The organism is Rubripirellula lacrimiformis, assembly GCF_007741535.1.
In the GTDB taxonomy this organism is placed as follows: Bacteria; Planctomycetota; Planctomycetia; order Pirellulales; family Pirellulaceae; genus Rubripirellula; species Rubripirellula lacrimiformis.
In genome coordinates this window covers 1,935,737-1,953,722 of record NZ_CP036525.1, presented here as the reverse complement: position 1 = coordinate 1,953,722, position 17,986 = coordinate 1,935,737, and the positions used below count along the sequence as shown (strand labels likewise).

Annotated in this window: 21 protein-coding genes; 6 read left to right on the top strand and 15 right to left on the bottom strand. The window is 55.4% G+C overall.

Features of this window, described 5'->3' with window-relative positions; translation table 11 throughout:
* The first annotated feature begins 7 nt into the window (after nucleotides 1-7).
* Both K227x_RS06825 and K227x_RS06820 read left to right on the top strand, forming a co-directional pair.
* Nucleotides 8-1,171, top strand: a complete 1,164-nt coding sequence (locus K227x_RS06825) for a hypothetical protein (protein WP_145168835.1) — start codon at nucleotides 8-10, stop codon at nucleotides 1,169-1,171.
* A 5-nt stretch (nucleotides 1,172-1,176) separates the two neighbouring features.
* Nucleotides 1,177-2,166, top strand: a complete 990-nt coding sequence (locus tag K227x_RS06820; RefSeq protein WP_145168834.1) for a mechanosensitive ion channel family protein — start codon at nucleotides 1,177-1,179, stop codon at nucleotides 2,164-2,166.
* Here K227x_RS06820 and K227x_RS06815 read toward each other — a convergent pair.
* Genes K227x_RS06815 through K227x_RS30305 form a run of 3 tightly spaced genes read right to left on the bottom strand, consistent with a single transcriptional unit; the run spans nucleotide 2,163 to nucleotide 4,084 of the window.
* Complete coding sequence (locus K227x_RS06815) at nucleotides 2,163-2,933, bottom strand: CDP-alcohol phosphatidyltransferase family protein (protein WP_315854343.1); 771 nt, start codon at nucleotides 2,931-2,933, stop codon at nucleotides 2,163-2,165. The two genes, K227x_RS06820 and K227x_RS06815, sit on opposite strands and share 4 nt — an antisense overlap.
* Before the next feature lie 29 nt (nucleotides 2,934-2,962).
* Entirely contained in the window at nucleotides 2,963-3,682 is a 720-nt protein-coding gene (locus tag K227x_RS06810; protein WP_145168833.1) for a hypothetical protein, read from the bottom strand.
* Nucleotides 3,683-3,742: 60 nt separating this feature from the next.
* Nucleotides 3,743-4,084 carry a hypothetical protein gene (locus K227x_RS30305; protein ID WP_218933818.1) on the bottom strand — a complete coding sequence of 114 codons (342 nt, stop codon included), beginning with the start codon at nucleotides 4,082-4,084 and terminating at the stop codon, nucleotides 3,743-3,745.
* Nucleotides 4,085-4,682: 598 nt separating this feature from the next.
* Here K227x_RS30305 and K227x_RS06800 point away from each other — a divergent pair.
* Nucleotides 4,683-5,570, top strand: a complete 888-nt coding sequence (locus tag K227x_RS06800) for an alpha/beta fold hydrolase (protein WP_145168831.1) — start codon at nucleotides 4,683-4,685, stop codon at nucleotides 5,568-5,570.
* A 144-nt stretch (nucleotides 5,571-5,714) separates the two neighbouring features.
* Nucleotides 5,715-6,398 (top strand): peroxiredoxin-like family protein, encoded by a 684-nt coding sequence (locus tag K227x_RS06795; RefSeq protein WP_145168830.1) that lies wholly within the window; start codon nucleotides 5,715-5,717, stop codon nucleotides 6,396-6,398.
* A 245-nt stretch (nucleotides 6,399-6,643) separates the two neighbouring features.
* On the opposite strand, the gene K227x_RS31360 is transcribed toward K227x_RS06795, so the two are convergent.
* Complete coding sequence (locus K227x_RS31360) at nucleotides 6,644-6,778, bottom strand: hypothetical protein (RefSeq protein ID WP_261343423.1); 135 nt, start codon at nucleotides 6,776-6,778, stop codon at nucleotides 6,644-6,646.
* A gap of 129 nt (nucleotides 6,779-6,907) precedes the next feature.
* Here K227x_RS31360 and K227x_RS06790 point away from each other — a divergent pair, with 129 nt between their 5' ends.
* Complete coding sequence (locus K227x_RS06790) at nucleotides 6,908-7,480, top strand: PH domain-containing protein (protein WP_246146604.1); 573 nt, start codon at nucleotides 6,908-6,910, stop codon at nucleotides 7,478-7,480.
* A 111-nt stretch (nucleotides 7,481-7,591) separates the two neighbouring features.
* Here K227x_RS06790 and K227x_RS06785 read toward each other — a convergent pair whose 3' ends face one another.
* The 8 genes from K227x_RS06785 to K227x_RS06750 all read right to left on the bottom strand — a co-directional run bounded on the left by K227x_RS06785 (nucleotide 7,592) and on the right by K227x_RS06750 (nucleotide 13,395).
* Nucleotides 7,592-7,888 (bottom strand): type II toxin-antitoxin system RelE/ParE family toxin, encoded by a 297-nt coding sequence (locus K227x_RS06785; protein ID WP_145168828.1) that lies wholly within the window; start codon nucleotides 7,886-7,888, stop codon nucleotides 7,592-7,594.
* Nucleotides 7,888-8,112, bottom strand: coding sequence for an addiction module protein (locus K227x_RS06780; RefSeq protein ID WP_145168827.1), 225 nt, complete (start codon nucleotides 8,110-8,112; stop codon nucleotides 7,888-7,890). Before K227x_RS06780 ends, K227x_RS06785 begins: the two co-directional genes overlap by 1 nt.
* 208 nt (nucleotides 8,113-8,320) lie before the next feature.
* Nucleotides 8,321-8,713, bottom strand: coding sequence for a hypothetical protein (locus K227x_RS06775; RefSeq protein ID WP_218933817.1), 393 nt, complete (start codon nucleotides 8,711-8,713; stop codon nucleotides 8,321-8,323).
* Between the two features lie 171 nt (nucleotides 8,714-8,884).
* Nucleotides 8,885-9,550 (bottom strand): phage integrase N-terminal SAM-like domain-containing protein, encoded by a 666-nt coding sequence (locus tag K227x_RS06770; protein WP_246146598.1) that lies wholly within the window; start codon nucleotides 9,548-9,550, stop codon nucleotides 8,885-8,887.
* 647 nt (nucleotides 9,551-10,197) lie between these two features.
* On the bottom strand, nucleotides 10,198-11,613 hold the full coding sequence (gene ltrA, locus K227x_RS06765; protein ID WP_145168825.1) for a group II intron reverse transcriptase/maturase: 1,416 nt from the start codon (nucleotides 11,611-11,613) through the stop codon (nucleotides 10,198-10,200).
* A gap of 513 nt (nucleotides 11,614-12,126) precedes the next feature.
* Nucleotides 12,127-12,618 carry a hypothetical protein gene (locus K227x_RS06760; protein WP_145168824.1) on the bottom strand — a complete coding sequence of 164 codons (492 nt, stop codon included), beginning with the start codon at nucleotides 12,616-12,618 and terminating at the stop codon, nucleotides 12,127-12,129.
* Between the two features lie 148 nt (nucleotides 12,619-12,766).
* Complete coding sequence (locus tag K227x_RS06755; RefSeq protein WP_145168823.1) at nucleotides 12,767-13,156, bottom strand: hypothetical protein; 390 nt, start codon at nucleotides 13,154-13,156, stop codon at nucleotides 12,767-12,769.
* The gene (locus tag K227x_RS06750) at nucleotides 13,153-13,395 is read right to left on the bottom strand and encodes a hypothetical protein (RefSeq protein ID WP_145168822.1); all 243 of its coding nucleotides are present in this window, start codon (nucleotides 13,393-13,395) and stop codon (nucleotides 13,153-13,155) included. The genes K227x_RS06755 and K227x_RS06750 overlap by 4 nt, the downstream gene beginning before the upstream one ends.
* A gap of 105 nt (nucleotides 13,396-13,500) precedes the next feature.
* Here K227x_RS06750 and K227x_RS06745 point away from each other — a divergent pair, with 105 nt between their 5' ends.
* Nucleotides 13,501-14,970, top strand: a complete 1,470-nt coding sequence (locus K227x_RS06745) for an IS110 family RNA-guided transposase (RefSeq protein WP_218933816.1) — start codon at nucleotides 13,501-13,503, stop codon at nucleotides 14,968-14,970.
* Nucleotides 14,971-15,170: 200 nt separating this feature from the next.
* Here K227x_RS06745 and K227x_RS06740 read toward each other — a convergent pair whose 3' ends face one another.
* The 3 genes from K227x_RS06740 to K227x_RS06730 all read right to left on the bottom strand — a co-directional run bounded on the left by K227x_RS06740 (nucleotide 15,171) and on the right by K227x_RS06730 (nucleotide 17,965).
* Nucleotides 15,171-15,512: a hypothetical protein gene (locus tag K227x_RS06740; protein ID WP_145168821.1), complete on the bottom strand. Its 342-nt coding sequence runs from the start codon at nucleotides 15,510-15,512 to the stop codon at nucleotides 15,171-15,173.
* 175 nt (nucleotides 15,513-15,687) lie between these two features.
* A complete protein-coding gene (locus K227x_RS31075) occupies nucleotides 15,688-16,347 on the bottom strand; it encodes a site-specific integrase (RefSeq protein WP_246146597.1) in 660 nt (219 codons plus the stop codon).
* A gap of 1,054 nt (nucleotides 16,348-17,401) precedes the next feature.
* Nucleotides 17,402-17,965: a hypothetical protein gene (locus K227x_RS06730; protein WP_218933815.1), complete on the bottom strand. Its 564-nt coding sequence runs from the start codon at nucleotides 17,963-17,965 to the stop codon at nucleotides 17,402-17,404.
* Between the last annotated feature and the right edge of the window lie 21 nt (nucleotides 17,966-17,986).

Genomic DNA, 17,986 nt, shown 5'->3' with positions numbered 1-17,986 from the left:
CGGTAGCATGAGTGAATCATCCGAAGTGAAAACTTTTCAGCCACTCGGTCAGTTCACCCTGCCTCCGACGCCGGCAGACGAAACAATCCGTCGCTTTGCCGGCGATCTATGGCGGACGTTACGTCGCGAGACCGAAGATCCTTTCATTTCGGACGATTCACTGCGTGTCGCCACCAAACGAAAGCTGAATCGAATCGTTCCGCCGCCCGCATGTGGCCCGTTGTTAGCCGAAATGCACGCAACGTTTGACCAATGGTCGCGAGACCCAGAGCCGATTCACTGGATGCAACTGGTCGTGCTGCCGCCTTGCGACCACAATCACATTGTGAGCACCTGGGCGAAACAGGCGGGGCATACGATCGTCGAGGCACCCGAGCGTGCAGTCATCCTGAACGGCAGCGAGGATATATCGCTACCCGAGATCGAAGGCGATGGCGTCGTTGTGATTCCGCGACTGGAAGACTGGTTCATTCGGCATCGCAACGGTTTACGACTGCTACGCCGATTGCTCGACCGACTGGCAATGCTGGAACGACATTGCGTGATTGGTTGCAACAGTTGGGCATGGGGTTATCTGGAAAAAATCGTCGGGGCTGACTTGGTGTTGCCCGTCGGTGTGACCCTCCAGGCATTCGATGCTGATCGACTCTTTGCGTGGTTCACCGAGCTTGTGGAGTCTGGGGTTGCCGAAGGAAAAATTTTCCGTCTGACGACAACCGGCGAAGACATCTTTGCACGCCACAGCGACGGCGAATCCGCGAACTCGGAGTTCCTGACAACGTTGGCAGCTCGCAGCTTGGGTGTTCCGTGGGTTGCCTGGCATCTTTGGCGAAGCAGTCTGCGAGTGGCTCCGAAAGACAATCAGAAGATCGCCAAGCAATTCCCCGACGAAGAGGCTCTATGGGTAGCGCAACTGGATGACTTTCACCTGCCAAAGAATCATGTGTCCAATGCTCTTTTGGCGCTTCATGCACTGCTGCTTCACAACTCCCTGACGGCAGACGAATTGAGCATTGTTTTGCCCAGCGTGGACGAATCCAATTTATTGGTGGCTTTGGTGGCCGCTGAATTTGTCGAACGCGATGGCGATGCTTTCTATTGTTCACCGACTGCTTACCCCACCATTCGACAAGCACTGGCCGACGCCGGCTTCCCTCTTGATCGCCTTTGAAACAAATGCAAAACGAATCTTCCGAAGCGATCGACACGCAACAAGCAACCGCTATGGCGACGAACACTGTCGCCGACGGGGCCAATGTCGTCGGTGCAGCGAATGATGTTGCGAAAGATGCCGCCACCGCCGCAGCCAACCAATCCGGCAAATCTTCCTCGAAGGCATCCGACGAAGCGGTACAACTGATCAACGATTGGCAAGACATCAGTTTGTTGCAGATCGCGGTGATTGTCGTTGGTGTCCTGGTTACGATCGCGATCATCCGTCGCTTGCTACCGTTTCTTGCCGAGCGTGGTCCCAGCCAACTACGGCTGTACTTGCTGGCTGCGGTGCCAATCATTCGGCTGCTGTTAATGACGTTGGCGGTGGTCTGGATCATTCCCATTGTCTTCAACGTCACATTTCAGAACTTCCTGGTGATCGCGGGCGGAGCGAGTGTCGCGATCGGCTTTGCGTTCAAAGATTACGTTAGCAGTCTGATCGCGGGTTTGGTGGCAGTGTTCGAGCGACCTTACCGCCCGGGTGATTGGGTCCGGATCCATGGCGACTATGGCGAAGTGCAGTCCGTCGGGCTTCGAGCGATCACGATACGGACACCTGCGGACGACATCGTGACGGTGCCTCATTTGTACATGTGGCAAAACAATGTATCGAACAGCAACGACGGTGCGCGCACGCTGATGTGCATCGCCGACTTCTACGTTCATCCGGATCACGATGCTGCCGCCTTGCGTGGTGCGCTACGAGATGTCGTGATGACCAGCGCGTACCTGGAGTACGACAAGCCAGTATTGGTGGTCATGAGCGAGGAACCATGGGGATCCCATTACAAGGTCAAGGCGTACCCATTCGACATGCGTGACCAATTCATGTTCATCACCGATCTATCAGTACGCGGCAAAGAAGCGATCGCCGAAATAGGTGCGACCGAAGTAACATCGCCGTACACCGCCATCGAAAAGACCGATTCGCCGCCATCGATGACGTTCTAAACGGACGATCGTCGCAGATGCCATGACAACACTGCATAAAAGGTGGGGTAGGTCATCGAAAGCACCAACAGGGGAATAGGCGGGTGGGGAAAATCCCACAGCAACGCCAACATTGACAGGGTCCACAGAACGGCTCCCCCCATGACAACGCGTTTCCACTTGTTGGGCGCCAAGTTCGGGTAGATCATCCATATCGGTGCAACGGTCAACCCCGCCAAGGTCCACAGGGTGATCGCGGTCAACCATGGCGAAACTAGTGTCGAGAAGATTCCGGCGTAGACCGCGTAGGCGTTCCAGAAGGACGGAAAGCCACGAAAAAACCCATTCGCTTCATCCTTTGCATCCACGTGGGCAAAACCGAATAAACTGGCTGCCATTGCGAACACCACCGTCCATCCGAAACCAATCGGCATCCAGCCCATCCGCCAAACCAGCAACAACGGGATGAAGGCGAATGTCAGATAATCCAGCAAGTCGTCGATCGTCCGCCCGTCGATGCTGGAAGCATATCGCTTGACGTGAAAGCGTCGCGCCAACGGGCCGTCGATGGCATCGATCAACGTCGCAAGCAATAGCCAAATGAAAACGATTCGGGGATCGCAGTCCAAACTGGCAATCTCCATCACCGCGAAGGCCGCGGGAACGATCCCGGACGCGGTCAAGCAGTGAACGGCATAGGCGCGGATGTGATGCTGCTTCATTTGCCAATATTGAATCGTCGATACCAACCCATCCGATTTGGCTTTGCAACGAGCGGTCTTGGACAACAGGGTTCTCAACGGGCCGACCGCGTGTGTTATAAGTTTGCGAGTTCCGAATCGAATCGGGCATCGAATTCCGCGAACAGTTGCAACACATCAGGGCTGTGCAGTGCTTGATCGACGTGGATCGCATCGGCTTCCACCTTGGGCAAGTTCGCGATGGCATCGGTCGACAAGTCCGGCACCTTCGAGTCGTCCGGAGAACCGAGCACCTCGCGAGATGCGTCAATCGCCGCGCCCTTCCAATCGCCGATCTGGTTCAACGCATCGTTGATCACAGCTTTGATCGCATGCAGATCCATTCGAGCGAACGCGGCGTCGAAAGCAACTCGCATTTGCGCGGCCTCCGCTGCAGATGGGACCCCATCGTTCTTCAACCGACGGTCCAGCGTCCGACCAAGCAGGACCATTCGCGTGATTTCCAGCGGCACCCCTCGGACCGAGGTCAGGACGCTGACGACTTTCCGAATCGGAAACATCAGCAACTTCAAGGGAGCCTTTGCGACCTGCGCTAGGCAACCCGCCAAACAACCGGCGTCCGCATCGATGTACGGCCGAACTTGATCCCAATGACCTTCGGCACCGTGAGCCACCAGCGTTTTGGCAACCACATATCGCTGACATCGGTCACGAATCACATCGTCGACGAATGGAATTGGAATGAAACGTGACGCCGAGGAAACGATCCCAGCCATGACCCAGTGATGGGTCGATTGTGGGACTGAATTGGTAGGTCGCGATGAATGGCTGGGCATGGAAGCATCAAGCAGGGAGGACGATCGGGCAATTTGCAATTCGTTTTGATGGCAAGGTTTTCAATAGTCGCTAGATTGCTTCAGGAAGCCTAGTCCGGTATCGACGCGATATTCGAGATTGCGATCTTCGTTGACCACATCGCAAATCCAATTCGGTGGGATGGCATGCCAGTCCGCCAGCGACCAGCATCCAAAGCTTCTGCACTTGCGGCCGACATCCCACTGTCGGCCGCACCCGTTGGTCGACCAACGCTCAGGTTGGTCGATCATTTGACCTATTTCCAACCGAGTGCCGCCATCGTGTTGACGATTGCCGACGGTTACGCAAAAAGCTTGTTGTGCTGCGGCGTGGAAACGCGACGAATACGCCGCTGCAGCGTGACTCGCGAATGAACTCTTCATCAGGTTGACTGGGGATACTGCGGAATCAATTGGACCGATCAATCTTATTGCAAACCTGATGCCGCTCGCAAAGCCGAGCAAACGCTACGCCGGATCCGACCGACGCACCGACCTAAATTGGCGGATGGCGGTTGCCGTGCCCAACAGATGGCCGGTGGCACGCCAAGTGCGTGGTATCAGATGTCACTGGCCCGCTGATCGAACAGCGACGGACGGGTGACGCCACCGAGCGAATCATCTGACTTCCTCATCAAGGAAACGAACCCATGCAAGTCCTGACCACCACATGCCCCCACTGCAACCAAGAAGTTGACAGCTCGATTGAACACCTTTCACTTCGTTTGCGAAACATAGCGAACCGTGGATAGCCCCAATCTGCTGTTCGTTGCGGTTGCCCCAATGTTGGCGGCCTGTCTGACACTATGGCGATTAAGAGAATGTGACACGATCTGCTCTGTCGATCACTGGCGACTCGGCCGCGAACCAAGCTTGCCGCAAATCACACACGATTCATAGCGGCCTGGAACAAGGCCGCAGCTTCCGAAAGTTCCTGCGACTTTCGCGATGACACTGACCCCATATTTTACTGGAGATAACCATGGACGCTCAAACCTTTTGCGATCGTCAACAGACAATTCAAATTGATGGAATCATCGACGATGAGCTCACCGTCGCCTACACCGACGTTGGCGAAGGCGAGCCTTTGTTGCTACTGCATGGCATTCCCACGTGGTCGTATCTCTTTCACGAGATCATCGGCCCACTGTCGGAGCACTATCGAGTCATTGCGCCGGACATGATCGGCTACGGATACTCCGATCGCCGTGACCGCTTTGATCGTTCCATCGAAATGCAAGCGGATGTCGTCGAGCGTCTTCTTGCAAAGCTTGACATCCCCAGCGCTCACTTTGTCGCCCATGACATCGGCGGCGGCGTGGCAATGATCGTAGCCGATCGCTCGCCGGAACTCGTCCGGTCGATGGTGCTTTCCAATAGCGTCGCATACGACAGTTGGCCGGTCGATGAGATGCTCGCTCTGGGACATCCTCGCAACGCGAAGATGAAGCCCGAGGAAATGAGGCAACTACTTGAGAAGAGTTTTGAGTTCGGTTTGTCTCGCCCCGAAAGACTGACGGACGAATTCCGAGAAGGAATCATGAAACCTTATCTCGAACCCGAGGGGATCGTCAGCATGGTGCGTAATTCGGCAAGTCTGAATACCAATCACACGACGCCGTTGACAGCACGGCTGAGCGGGATGTCGCAACCGACACTGTTGCTGTGGGGCGTCGATGATCGTTGGCAACCCGTCTCAACCGCCGAACGGTTAGTCGAAGACATGCCCAACGCAAAATTGCACGCGATCAAGAATTGTTCTCATTGGGTGCCGCAGGACGCGCCCGAGGAATACGGGAATGCGATTCTCGAATTTCTGAACACACAGACACATGCCAATCGCAATACGCGAACGGTTGGAACAGCTTGAATGGATGCCAATTCCTAGATCGCTGGCGCGATGCCTCGGTGTCGTCGCATCGGTGCCAAACGTCCCAGCGAGTCGATGTATCCGAACGTCGCTCGACCAGATCATGTCGTCAACAACCTTTCCGAACTCATGAAGAATGCAACAATGACCAATCAAACGCAAACACGACCGAGTGCAAACCCAACGCTATCCCAATCGCTGGACGATCGGGCTGCAGCCAACGCGGCAAAGTCTTCGGATGAAGTGAACAAAGCATACGCCGCAGGCATCGAAAAGGCCCGGGCAACCGGCATCGAGAAGTCTGCGAAACAGGTCGGCGATGCCGCAGTCGACGCCCAGCTATCGGGCTGGGATGGCGAGAGCGTCAAACTGAGCGAACTTTGGCAGGACGGGCCCATCGTGCTGATGTGGTACCGGGGAGGCTGGTGTCCTTACTGCAACATTCAGCTTCGTGCCATGCAGCAGAGCCTGGAGAAGATCAAGAGCGCCGGAGCAAAATTGGTCGCATTGACTCCAGAGTTGCCTGAGAAGGCAAAAGAAACGGCAGATGCGAATGATTTGGACATGGTCGCGCTGCATGACAAAAACAACATGGTCGCGCGAAAGTACGGCATCGTCTTTCAATTGGCAGAAGAAATCATTCCTGCGTATCGCGACAAGTTAAAGTTGCCCGAATTCAATGGCACCGACGCAATGGAACTGCCGCTTGCGGCGACGTACGTGATCGACAAATCCGGCGTAATCACGTACGCCTTTCTGGATGCGGATTACAAGAAACGAGCCGAACCAGCAGAGATAATCGACGCGGTGAAAGCCGCCGCAAAATAGTTGTCCCGTCAAACGGCCAGGCCTGCGACGTCCAAGCAACCCATACCAGCGCTGTCAGGGATGCCCGGCAGAGCACCCATTCGGGAACGTCGCGATATTCGACGGGACGTGTTGCTGAACTCTTCCTCAGGTTGATTGGGGGAGTTGCGGAATCCGCTGGACCGTCCGGATCATTGCAAACCCGGTGCCGCTCGCAAGGCTTAAAAAAAACGCTTTGCCGGGTCCGACCGACGTGTCGACGCAAATTAGCGGATTGCGGTTGCCGTGCCCAACAGTCGGGCGGGTGGCACGGCAAGTGCGTGGTACCAGAGGTCACTGGCCCGCCGCTCGGACAGCGACTGACGGGTGACGCCATAAGGCGAAAAATCTATCTTCCACATCGGGGAAACCAGCGCATGCAAGTCCTGACCACCACATGTCCCTACTGCAAGCAATCAGTTGACAGCTCGATTGAACATCTCGATGGTCCGGTCGTATGCCCGAAGTGCATGAAGCCGTTCGAGATGGAAATGCCAACCGCAGTCGTCACTTCGGTTCAGGAGATCGGCGAGACGACCGCCGACAGACAACCTTTAGCGGCCGAACCCGAAGAACGCATACTCGCCAAAGTCCATCCGGCTGTATTTCGCACGCGAATCCTGTCGTCGCTCGTCCTGGGTCTCGCCTTTTTGGCCGCGGTGGTTTTCATGGTGCTATCAGTCACTGGCATGGCCATTGCCGGCTATTCGTTCGATGACACCAAGATGCTCGGTCCCGCATCCATACTGACCTGGGCGTGTGCGGTGACTCTGGTGGTTGCTGCGGGATTCATCGGCTATTGGATGCTGATGAGTCGATTCACAACATTGACGGTTACCGATGATCGCACGATTTTCCAGCGAGGCATCATTTCCCGCGAAACATCGGAAGTTCAGCATGACGACGTACGGAATATTCAGCTTGACCAAACATTCATACAACGATTGTTGAATGTGGGTGACATTGGCATATCAAGCTCGGGGCAAGACGATCTAGAAGTTGTCGCCAAGCAACTCCCGCATCCGAAGCGACTCATTGAATTGATTCGCGAAAACCAAGAATAGTAACCGGCGACAGTTTGGTCGCAAAACACCTTGTCATCTTCTACGCCGGATGAGGCTGCGTCGCTTGCCGCCGATTGTCACTGACGCTTGACAAGCAAGTGTAAAGCGATTTCATGGTTCCCCGCGATCTTGAAGTCGAGACACATCACGACCACCGACGAACAATCCCATCACGACAATGATGTCAGATTCAATTCGATAGTAGAGGACGGCGGTGAATCGACGAAGTCGGCTGGGTCGATATCCAGTATGATCCGAAGCGAACGAGTATGGTCGTTCCTGGACGACCGATACTGCAGCATAGAATTCCGTTTCCAATTCGTCGCCCAGTCCAACGCAACGTTCATCCAGCCAAGCCATCGAAACGAGCAAATCGTCGCGAACTTCCTTAGCGTAACGGACATCCATCACGATCGGGAATCACGGATTTGCTTACGTAGTTGCGATTCGGTCAGCGCGGAATCGGGATTTGCCTGGTAGCTCGCTAAGCGTCGGTCGAGTTCAGCGCGTTGCTGGTCAGTCAGTGATGTACCGGCGTCTTGCGGCATGCGGTCCCAAATTGCTTGCACGACCAGCAGTTGCTCCTCCAATGAGAGGGATGCAATATCAGAAATGGCTTGTTCGACAGTCATATGTCACCTGTGGCGGTAGGAACTGACCATTTTACTTCAACGCAGAGGATCGGTCCAGATTCGCGGCAATCGCGTGAATACCGAAGCCGACGAACTACTTCAGTCGGCGAACGCTGGACGTCAGCAGGCACGGCCAATGTGGTCTCCATTTGTAAACGCCCTATGCCGTGCTCCGTTGCACGACATTGTTCTGCTTCGTGTGCGTTACTTACGGACCTTCCATGCGGTGCAGCACCAGCACATCAGAAACAGTATCGTCATCATCGTATACGATCGCGACAGTCCAAAGGTGACTAACCAATAGACCGGCACTTTCATTGCGTCGACACTCAAGAAAGTTCGCATTGTCGACGTTGCGATATTCACGATCACTTCCAATGAATCCCGGGTCTTCGGAAAACGATCCGTTCTCTATGACTTTGCAGTCAAACCCAGAATGCTCCATTTGCGCTCTAGCAGCGCCAATTGAAGTGCCAATCGGAACCACGGTACGTACGGCCGTCAGCATCTCATCCTGATTGTCGGCACGAAGCCGCGACTGCGAAATCGAACGGCAACTGGCAAAAGGCAGAACCAACAACGCAATGGCGATGTATCGCAAAGTCGACTCCATTCAGTAGCAGAACGAATTGCGATCTATCCTTCGGCCAGGCGTGAAAGACCCCAGTGTTGCATGTTGGGGTTGCCGCCTGGCTGACGGATAGATCGTGCGTTGAACTTTGTCGCCGCACTGGTGGCAGCACAGCGGACGCAGGCCGAGACGACCGGTCTGTCAGAATGAGTCTACCAGATACGACTGGGGGTAGCCGAAATCGCCCGTAAATCCTGCCAGCGGCAACTGAACCATGGCGATTGGCTCCCGCTCGATTCCCTCTGCACTTTCTACCTGGGTTTCCACGTACCAATCGTAAAAATCGGTACCGTAGCTGGCCGTCCAGAGACGACGATGCGACTCCCGTTGCCGGTCGGCGTACCACCCCGGGCAGCGATCGTCCTCTCGCCAAAAGATCTCTGCCCATGAAGGCTTCGGCGTATCTTGGATCAGTTCTATCCGGTCGCTGCCGCAGTGCTCGCACACTTGGTCTGGCGACTGGGCGAACGCTTCCTTGGACGAGTCAGCTGATGGTTCTTCAAGTCGCCATCCCTCCACTGCCTCCAGCTGCTCGCGGCAACGATCTTGGTAGAGAAACCGTAGCGTGCAGACCGCTTGGTTGAAGGTGCTGTAGGCGACCTTCTTTTGTTGGATCAGGTAAAGCTGGAAGGTTCTAACGTCTTCGACGGCTGCTCGGCCCAGCGGTTGGCGATGAAAGCAGCGAAGCGTCGAGCGTGATAGGTGTAGGCGTCGATCGTGGACTGGGCCAAGTTGCGAATGATCATGTCCTCGGCCATCCGCCGAGTGAGTTCGCAGGGATGCTTTTGGTGGGGAGTCATGGTGCATGCCTGAAAGCAGGATTGGAACGTTGCACGCCGAGAAATCGGAGTGCGGAAGCGTTCCACAGTGCTTGCAGATCCCAAAAGCGCAAGCCCCATTCAACCGTAACGTTCGCCACAACCGAACCTGTGCCCGAAGACTTCTCGATCGACCAGAAACACCGCCCGCGACCAACAAGAGAATCAGCAGGCAACCTTCCGGCACGGCCGCCGACCGACAGCGTCCGCAGGACGCCACCGAGACCAGATGGCAGCGGGCACGACACACGTGCGCCAAGAAAACGCGACGATCACACAGCTGAATCAAGTTGGCATGGATGCCAACTCACCTTCACGCATGGATGCGTGCCACCACGTCAACCACCGCCAACAAACACGACGCTACTCCCCACTGCACCGGAGCCCACTCGATTAAGTTCAACGTTACCGATCACCCGGTCGCCGCGAGAGATCTTCCATTGTTAAAACGCCCGGCTCGGCGACTCGGGGCGAGTAGACCGAGGTCTCTTTGGTTTAGGTTAGGGTTTGTGTTCCCTGTTTGCCACCGGTTTCCTGTGGTGGTGTCACAATATTCTAACCATGCCGCATTGACCCTCGGCCCCTCTCAGATCCGGACGTGCCACTTTCTAGCATCCGGCTCCCAACCAACACCTCTCACACAGCACTCACCGACGCACGAGACATCGCGATCAGGTCCGTGAGCTTCCGCGGATTCGACAAGGGATGTCGCTCGCACAGACGATCCAGGTGCGTCCAGTTCACGTAGCTGTTCTGGCTCCGACGACTGAGGTGACGCTTGACCAGCACGCGGGCCTTGTTGCGGTACGCCATCAGCATCGGCCAATTGTCATTGATACCGTAGTACTGGTAGTGACCGCGAAGCTTCGCGTTAAGGATCTGCCACATCTCGCCGATCGGAACGTCCAACTGACTCTTGAACCAGCGACGCAGTTCCACGACCTTCTGCCGATACTTCTTCCCCGACGTCTTCCGTTTCAGCTTGAACTTTCCAGCGCGGCTGCGCCCGCAGTAATGAGTGAATCCCAGGAAGTCAAAAGTTCCCGGAGGACCTTCGCCCCAGCGTTTGGAATCACGCTGGGCAAAACGACCGAATCGGAGCAACTTTGTCTTCTCCTGGGCGACTGACAGCGAATACCGGGCAAGTCGTTTCGGCAGGACCGCTTGGTATCTCCGCGCATCCGATTCCAATCCAAAACAGCAGATGAAGTCATCCGCATACCGAATCAGAGTCGCTTGTCCTTGCAGTCGTGGCTTCACTTCACGTTCGAACCAATCGTCCAACACGTGATGCAGGTACACGTTCGCAAGCAGCGGAGAGAGGCTCGAACCTTGTGGAACGCCCTCCTCGGTTGCTTCCAGTTTGCCTTCGATCATCACACCTGCTTTGAGAAACCGTTTTACCAGAGCGAGCAGCTTGGGATCGCTGATGCGAACTTGCAACAGTTCCAAGAGGCTCTCGTGACACACGTTGTCGAAGAAACCTTCGATGTCTGCGTCACTGATCCAGTTCACTTTCTCGGTCGCGATGCTTTGACCGAGTGCCGACAACGCTTGGTGGCATGATCGCTGCGGACGGAACCCATACGAGAAGTCGTAAAAGTCGACTTCGTAGATCCGCTCGAGGACCATCACCATCGCCCGTTGGACGAGTTTGTCTTCCACGCAAGCGATCCCCAGAGGTCGCGTTTTCCCATTCCCTTTCGGGATGTTCTTTCGCAAGCTTGGGTTCGGGCGATAGCTGCCACGATGAAGTCGATCGAGCAGGCCACGAAGGTTGCCCTCCAGATCCTCCTCGTAATCTTCCACCGTCACGCCATCGACCCCCGGCACTTTCCCTCGCTTCAGTCGGCGAAACGCATACCACAGCAGCTCGTAATTGAGCAGCGAAAAGAGATTACTAAAAACCTCTTCGGGGTGCGTTTTCGCTCTTTCGGTGATGCGTTCAAGACGATCCAGAACCGTACTCCCGCCACTGAGTGTGGGCGATTCGGCGTCTTGGACGCGTGTTGGCCTGACCGCCTTCCCTTCGCCAGCATTACCCGGCTTCATTCCACCTGATTGGACTTCAAGCTTCTGCGGTACTATTCGGTCATCCGACTCCCTGAATCTCATTTGTCTTCGTCGCTTATTCCACTTCTAGGACATACTCGATCGGCCAAGTTGGAATGCTTGGGTTCGATCAAGAACTTCAGGGTCTCACTGGTTGCCTGATTGGCTTGATGTGTAATGCGAATGGGCCGCCGACCCCGGGTCTCCGCTTGCTGCTCGCCGAATGACGCTGCAAGCGATGTTGCCTTCAGGGATGCACAAACCTTGGGCAGGATCCAACAGTTACCAAATTTCGGGGCTAAAATCCATTCAACGTCGCAGGGCCACCTACGAGCGCTTCATCCTCATTACCTTTCTGTGTACGCTTCAAACTTCGACTTCAGCTCATGGTGCCTATACGAAGCCTGCAACACTCGATACTGGGCGCGCGGCTAACGCTTACCCAGACGGGATTCCCACCCGCTAGTCAATCAGACCTTGCCAGTCCGCACGTGCATCGGATGGTTCGCCGCTTTAGTCTGGCGGTGGATGGTTCGTTGCGTCGACACGGACGTCCGGAAGAAGTTCGCGTAGTTTAGCGAGTCGAGCGGCGCGTATTCCGGTGTAGTCGAGGTATACAAGCTCTAATTTCGGTAGTTCAGCTAGCGGCGAGAAGTCAAGGCTGTCGTCGATGTCGATATAGACAGCAAGTTGCCGAAGGTTTTGCAGATTCGTAATCGGAGACAGGTCCTTTACCGTCATATTGTCAAGCACCACCGTATCCACTGTATCAAAGAAGTCGATGCCGAGGGTATTGATGAGCCATTCAGGTGCAGGAAGCGCAGCGTTGTGATCCCATTGATCTGTCAGAGCATTGTATTTGTACGAAAAACTCACATGGCCGTTTTGAGAGGCCACCCATGCGCGTCCGCGTTTCTGGAAAATGGCACGGCGGGTCGGCAGTGCCAGGAGCACCGCAATTACGGCCGTTGTGATCAAAAGTGTTCGTAACGAAAAGCGTTTCATAGACGGCAATGGCTTGGCACATCAGTCGGCGAACGGCAGGGTTCAGCGGGGCCGCGCGAACGACTCACCACTTCAAAAACGTCAATTCGCGGCCGCCGTTGCAACCCATGGTTCGCCGCATTTCGAGACCACACGCGTGGCCCCCGAGCTATTTTAACAGCGATTCAGAAACCTTGCTTGGTTTGTTGTCGCCGTAGTTCATCCAGATCTCACCGGTGGTTGAGTCGATGACGTAGTACCCGACGCCGGAACCACTCTTCTCCGTGGCAAACGAGGAGATTTGAAAACGACCAGTTGGATTGTGAGCATTCGCCGTTTGATCAGTCACTTGTTCGGTGTTTACCGTCGCGCTATCGGCAGACGCACCACCAACAGAAACGACGAGGACGCAAACCGCGAGGACGATCGCAATAACGCTAACAGTTGATTTCATCGTGAACACCTCGAAATGTTTAAAGAAGAGCAAGACTATGTCAGTCGGCGAACGTTTGCGATATGCGGGCGGCGGGAGTTGATCAACCACTTCGACCAAAGTCACCACCGCCGCTCCGTCATCATCGCGTGGTTATCAAACTTGCAACGCTGCGCTTCGGGGTGGCTCTGGAGGAACAGCGTTTGGGTTTTTAGTTGCAAGTGATGTTTCGTTTCGCGAAAATCAAAGTGCACGGACCGGGTCGTGGAGGCCGTCTGCGGATTGGTGCGTTTAGCCCGCTGGTTATCTTGGCCCTGCTCGACTCTTGACGTTGGCATTGATGGCAGTTTGATTTGCTTACGCATCTCAACACGACCTCGTTGGAGAACCTAAACAGCAATATGTCGAGTACGCCCGGTCCGTGCCTTCTTCCCAAGTTTCTTTACGTTTGGCGCTCAGGAGATTCCATTATGTCACGCAAGAAACGCAAAAACAAGCAAGGTGTCAGCGGCAACAAGAAGCCTCTCCAGCTTCGCGGAACGACAGCAAAACCGCGATCTAGTCGACGTGTTGGCCTGCCTGTCGACAACGCGCCACCGCCGATTGAATCGCTCAAGCAAGTCAACGTGAATGCGGCGGGTATCGACATCGCAGCGAATGTCCACTTCGTTGCCGTACCCAAAGATCGTGACTCGGAGAATCCGGTCCGCAGCTTTGGAGCTTTCACCGCGGATCTCGATGCGATTGCCGATTGGCTTGCCGACTGTCGAATCGAAACAGTCGCGATGGAATCCACCGGCGTCTACTGGATCCCGCTGTTCGAAGTCCTCGAGCGGCGCGGATTTGAAGTGATCTTGGTCGAGCCGAGTCAAGTCAAGAAGTTTCGTCGCAAGACCGACGTTCTGGATAGCCAATGGATTCAAACGTTGCACACGTTCGGACTGCTCACTGGATCGTTTCGGCCCGCAGATCGTATCATCGTCCTGCGCAGCTACATGCGGCAACGTGAGATGCTCGTCAAGAGTTCCGCTCAGCACATCCAGCATATGCAGAAAGCAATGGAACAGATGAACTTGAAGCTCACCGAAGTGATTAGCGACATTCTCGGTGCGACGGGTACAGCGATTATCGACGCCATTCTGGCAGGCGAACGTGATCCGCATCAGCTTGCCAAACTGCGAAACGAAAGATGCAAGAACGACGAAGCGACGATTGCCTTGGCGCTGCAGGGCAACTGGCGAGACGAGCACCTCTTCTCATTACGCCAAGCCGTGGACTTGTATCGTTACTATCACAAGAAGATCGTCGAAGTCGATCTTGAAATCGAAGCGTACATGCGACAATTCGATGACCATTCGGACGGGCAACCATTGGCCAAACCGCCTCGCGCCAAACAGCGTAGCAAGACAACGAACGAACCGAAGTTTGACACTCGCACGATCCTTTACCAAATGCTGGGTGTCGACCTGACCAGCATCGATGGCATTGGCGCTCATTCGGCTCTTCAGATCGTTTCGGAGATTGGGACTGATGTGAATGCGTTCCCGACGGAGAAGCATTTCGTTAGTTGGCTGAGTCTTTGCCCAGAAGCCAACAAGTCAGGTGGCAAGAAGCAGAAGAAAGGCAAAAGCCCGACCCATCGCAGTAGCAATCGAGTCGCGCAAACATTTCGCGTTTGTGCACAGACCTTGATTCAATCGAAGTGCGCGTTAGGCGCCTTCGGCCGGCGACTGCGCGGTCGCGACGGCGCAGCCAGTGCAATCACAGCTATCGCTCGCAAATTGGCAATCATTGTCTACACGATGATCCAGACAGGCAGGCCGTATAAAGACGTCGGAGCGGAGGCTTACAATAGTCGATTTCAGGACAAACTGGTGGCAAGCCTGCGTCGCCGAGCCATTGAATTAGGCTACGACCTGCAGCCGAACCTGGCGGTTTAGAGAGTCCTCAGGGCAAGTCAACACAGATCACTGCGCTACCGGTACGCGCCAGATCTTGGAAATCGATTCGAAACGAGGCTTGACACTGCACCGGAGTCTCCGAAATGCGTCTCAAGCAAAGAGGCTGCGCTCAAAACCCGCAAACAATCACCCGTCTGATGCGGGGTGAGCAGGTGGTGTTCCTGGAGATCCGCCGTATTCTAATCGCCACCGAAGTCGAGAGTTTTTCCGCAATCAGGGCAGGTTGGTGAGACCGCCTCGAGGTCAAAGCCACAATGGTAGCAGAACGGTGAGAGTGTATTTGCATCGTTATTTTCGCGTGATCGCCAGTCAGAAAGCAATTCACGAACTTGGGGTTCGGTGCAGTCCGAAGCGAGTACATCATGAAGCGTATCGAACACCGGACCCTCGCCAACGTGCCCAACCTGCCGTGGAGAGACCAGTCGCGCGTTGATGCCAGCCTGAACCAGATGAGCAGCAAATGCCTCTGCATCTTGGAAGTCACGCGATCGATAGACCACGGTTGTTTCTGGAAGCGTCATAGAGGAGCCTGCAGCTTCAGTCGGATAACGAATTGCGATCTATCCTTCGGCCAGGCGTGAAAGACCCCAGTGTTGCATGTTGGGGTTGCCGCCTGGCTGACGGATAGATCGTGCGTTGAACTTTGTCGCCGCACTAGGGGCAGCACAGCGGACGTAGGCCGAGACGACCGGCCCGTCAGAATGAGTCTACCAGATACGACTGGGGGTAGCCGAAATCGCCCGTAAATCCTGCCAGCGGCAACTGAACCATGGCGATTGGCTCCCGCTCGATTCCCTCTGCACTTTCTACCTGGGTTTCCACGTACCAATCGTAAAAATCGGTACCGTAGCTGGCCGTCCAGAGACGACGATGCGACTCCCGTTGCCGGTCGGCGTACCACCCCGGGCAGCGATCGTCCTCTCGCCAGAAGATCTCTGCCCATGAAGGCTTCGGCGTATCTTGGACCAGTTCTATCCGGTCGCTGCCGCAGTGCTCGCACACTTGGTCTGGCGACTGGGCGAACGCTTCCTTGGACGAGTCAGCTGATGGTTCTTCAAGTCGCCATCCCTCCACTGCCTCCAGCTGCTCGCGGCAACGATCTTGGTAGAGAAACCGTAGCGTGCAGACCGCTTGGTTGAAGGTGCTGTAGGCGACCTTCTTTTGTTGGATCAGGTAAAGCTGGAAGGTTCTAACGTCTTCGACGGTTGCTCGGCCCAGCGGCTTGGCGATGAAGGCAGCGAAGCGTCGAGCGTGATAGGTGTAGGCGTCGATCGTGGACTGGGCTAAGTTGCGAATGATCATGTCCTCGGCCATTCGCCGAGTGAGTTCGCAGGGATGTTTTTGATACGGAGTCATGGCGTATGCCTGAAAGCAGGATTGGAACGCTGCACGCCGAGAAATCGGAGTGCGGAAGCGTTCCACAGTGCTTACGGATCCCAAAAGCGCAAGCCCCATTTAACCGTAACGTTCGCCACAACCGAACCCGTGCCCGAAGGCTTCCGGACGGACCAGAAACACCGCCCGCGACCAACAAGAGACTCAGCAGGCAACCTTCCGGCACGGCCGCCGACCGACAGCGTCCGCAGGACGCCACCGAGACCAGATGGCAGCGGGCACGACACACGTGCGGCAAGAAAACGCGACGATCACCCAGCTGAGTCAAGTTGGCATGGACGCCAACGCACCTTCACGCATGGATGCGTGCAACCACGTCAACCACCGCCAACAAATACGCCGCGACTCCCCACTGCACCGGAGCCCACTCGATTAAGTTCAACGTCGGACATCACGGGGCACGGAGAGTTGACTGTCCATTGCGAGAAACGTCGCAAGCCGTGCTCCCGTGCATGTCATGGTTCGCCGTGATTCGGGCTTCGGTCATTGGAGCAATCTTCCGGTTAGCTCTTCGCAATACGAACCGCGATACTCCAGCGTACATTGCGGACGTAAGGAGTGCAAAAACAGCCATTTCTCGCATGTCGTCCAAGGCCCAGGAGAATGGGTCAAATATTCGGCCGTGCGTTGGCGTGGACGCTTGTCGTCCGTTCAGCGTAAGGCAGTATCCGTATCCATACAGAAAAGCCCAGACAACACATACGGTGTAGTGTGTGAGGGTAGCCTGCAGTGTTCGCAGGCGAAATCGCAGTTGAATCCATACCGCGGCGAGTGTCGGAACAAGCGGAATGAGGAGGGTCAAAGGCGAATTCGAGAAGTCAACAGCGAGCGGAAGGTGCGCAAGATGCACGCCAGCAATGAGAGTGAAGAGCAGCAAGTCAAAGATGCTTAAGGGGCGTCGCACCGATCCAATCTCCGATCGAAAAAGTTTTAGTCGGCGAACGGCGGACATCACGGGGCACGGAGAGTTGGGCATCCATTGCAAGAAAAGCCGCAAGCCGTGCTCCCGTGCATGTCATTGTTCCCCGTCCGCTCCTGTTCGAAGCGAGTGAACGGCAACAATTCGCATCGGGCCGGGTTCGGCGTTGTCGAAGATGCCAGTTTCGAGACATTGGACAGCGTAGTCAAGTGAATCAATCAGACAGTGCGAATTAACTTGAACGTCAGTCGCAACGTGGTTGCAGGACAACGGCGAGCATTCGGGCGAGTTTTGCATTGAGTAGCAGACGATGTCGTATCCGAGCAGAGTAGATGCGGTTGCTGCAAAAACATCGGTCTTGGTATCCGGGTCAGGCCCGAAGTCCCTCCACGTGTGATCGTCGTTGTCGAACTGCTGCGGATGGGCTTCGTAGTAGACGAATGTAAGGCCATCCAGTGAGATGCCGTGCTGGGTACAAAGCCGGGCAATGTAGGAAGGCCTGTCGAAGAACCAGAAGCCGTTGTGCGTCCAAAAAGTGATGTAGTTCGCGAAGTCCGGCGAAATACAGTCGGACACGGCGTAGACGTCGCGGACCGATGGCACGTCCAGCCAACCGGGACGCTCGACGATTCGTTTCGCCATGTAGCCGAGTGCGATCATTGGCATTCAGTCGGGGAACGT